Here is a 1,955-nt window from a genome sequence, read left to right as displayed (position 1 = left end):
CCAAGAGCAGCCGCCCCCGCCAGCGCCATCCCACCCCCCACACTGTGTCCCAACAAAACAACCGTAGACAGGCCAAGCGCATCACAAAGCGCCACCACCAACGCCGCTTCGTCCTCAACAAAAGACACCGGCAATCGATCCGTACGTCTGGGCGACCGGCCAAAGCCCGGACGATCATACGCAATGACGGTGCGTCCGGTGGCCACATTAAGCTCCTGGGGAAAATCCCGCCACAGCGCCACACAGCCCAGCGAATCATGCAGCAAGAGCAGCGGCGCTTTGTCCTCAGCGCCGGGCCAGACTTTGGTATAGATGGAACCGAAGCTGGCCAGCGGCAACAACATCTCGCCCCCCTTGTGCAAGAACGGTGCCGGTGCTGTCATTTATACCCCCTGTTGCGCTATTGAATGTACCCCAGTAATTGTTGCCCTGCCCCTCTTTCCGTTCCATTCCCACACAGGCAAACTGATAGTCCGTTCAGGCCATCACTGCATTATCCCAAGTCTATGAAGAGCATTGGCATTGTTGTCACCCCAGGCTGCTGGGCCATGAGTTTGTTCGCGGTGACCGACTTCTTTCGGATTGTGGCTCTGCTGGAAAAACAGGCCGGGCTGCAACCGGGCTACCGGGTTCGCCTGCTGGCAAACGCACCAGGCAAACGGCTGCACGCAGCAGGTAGTCATGCCATTCATACGGATGCCTGTCTGGAAAAAGCAGCTCCATCGGACTGGCTGGTTTTTCCAGCCATAGAAGGTCCCGCACTGGGGAAAACTCTCGCACCCTCGCAAGAGGCATCGGCCTACCTTGCCCGGCACTGTGAGACACAACGTGCCGTACTTTCCCTATCCACCGGCATTGTCCCACTGGCAGCCACGGGACTCGTCAACGGCTTGCGTATCAACACCCACTGGGCGTTTCTCCCCACGCTTCAGCAGCGCTACACGGAATGCCACTTTCGGGCCAGAGAGAGCTACCTTCAGGATCGTTGGCTATACAGCACCAGTTCGTTGCATGGCAGTTTCGATGCCCTGTTGGCACTGCTGGCCAATGACCGTGGAGACCACTTTGCCCAGCTCTGCGCCGCGCACCTCCTGGTCTCAAGCCCAATCCAGATGCGCCCGGTTCTGCCCGGCACCCGACGCCACGATGATGCGGCCATCCTTGCCGTGCAGGAGTGGCTTGAAAGCAACCCGCAGGCGTCGTTGTCACTGGAGCAGCTCGCCTCCCGGTTCGGGTTCAGCGAGCGGAACCTGAAGCGACGCTTTACCCTTGCTACCGGACTTGCGCCTCACCTGTACCTTCAGAAAGTCAGAATAGATCGTGCCAAGAAGCTGTTGATCAGTGGGGCACTGTCTGTGCAGCAGATTGCCCACCAGGTGGGATACGAGAATGTCAGCTATTTTATTCGGTTGTTTCAGCGCGAAGCGGGCGACACTCCTGCCCAGTGGCGCAAGACTAACGGCGCATACTGAGCTGGCGGTAAAGATTATCCATTACCCGGGCTGCAAGGCGTTTGGCCCGGTCGGTGTTGGGCCCGGCAAAACGTCCGTCAAGATTGGCCATAAAATGGCCGAGCCAGCGCTCATGATGCACACCGGTGAGCGGAATCTTGTCATCCAGCGCCCGATGCTTTTCCATCATATGGCGCTGATAGTCCTGCTCGCCCAACAGCATTTTGTACCAATACTGGCAGATGATCGGCAGGTGCTGTTGCAGATCAATCCCCGCCACCTGCAGAAACACCGGCGCCATCACCGGATCCTTCAGCAGGCGCTGATAAAACCCGTGCACCATGGCGTCAATATTTTCCCGGCAATCCAGATCAGGCAGGTCACTATCCCTGGCGAGTGATTCACCCGGGCGAAAAATCCCAACCGCCGTCATTCCACTCTCCGCGTGCTTGCGTGAAGCGTGTTGCCTGTAGCGTCTCTCGTTACCACTCAATACGCCCGATG

Annotated in this window: 3 protein-coding genes; 1 reads left to right on the top strand and 2 read right to left on the bottom strand. The window is 58.3% G+C overall.

Annotated elements, in window-relative coordinates; all coding sequences use genetic code 11:
- Window positions 1-383, bottom strand: a 383-nt coding sequence (locus A3754_RS25480) for an alpha/beta fold hydrolase (protein WP_231880796.1), incomplete at its 3' end; no start/stop codon positions are given.
- Window positions 384-548: 165 nt separating this feature from the next.
- On the opposite strand from A3754_RS25480, the gene A3754_RS25475 reads away from it, so the two are divergent.
- Window positions 549-1,472 (top strand): GlxA family transcriptional regulator, encoded by a 924-nt coding sequence (locus A3754_RS25475; RefSeq protein ID WP_063521698.1) that lies wholly within the window; start codon window positions 549-551, stop codon window positions 1,470-1,472.
- On the opposite strand, the gene A3754_RS25470 is transcribed toward A3754_RS25475, so the two are convergent.
- Window positions 1,456-1,884, bottom strand: coding sequence for a group III truncated hemoglobin (locus A3754_RS25470; protein ID WP_063520000.1), 429 nt, complete (start codon window positions 1,882-1,884; stop codon window positions 1,456-1,458). The genes A3754_RS25475 and A3754_RS25470 overlap by 17 nt on opposite strands.
- Window positions 1,885-1,955 lie beyond the last annotated feature (71 nt).

The organism is Alcanivorax sp. HI0083 (genome assembly GCF_001635175.1).
The sequence above is the reverse complement of the archived record's forward strand: the minus strand, read 5'-3'. Positions and strand labels throughout refer to the sequence as shown.

Coding starts and splice junctions, on each gene's coding strand:
- A3754_RS25475 (WP_063521698.1), top strand. CDS start 549: ATGAGTTTGTTCGCGGTGACCGACTTCTTTCGGATTGTGGCTCTGCTG.
- A3754_RS25470 (WP_063520000.1), bottom strand. CDS start 1,884: ATGACGGCGGTTGGGATTTTTCGCCCGGGTGAATCACTCGCCAGGGAT.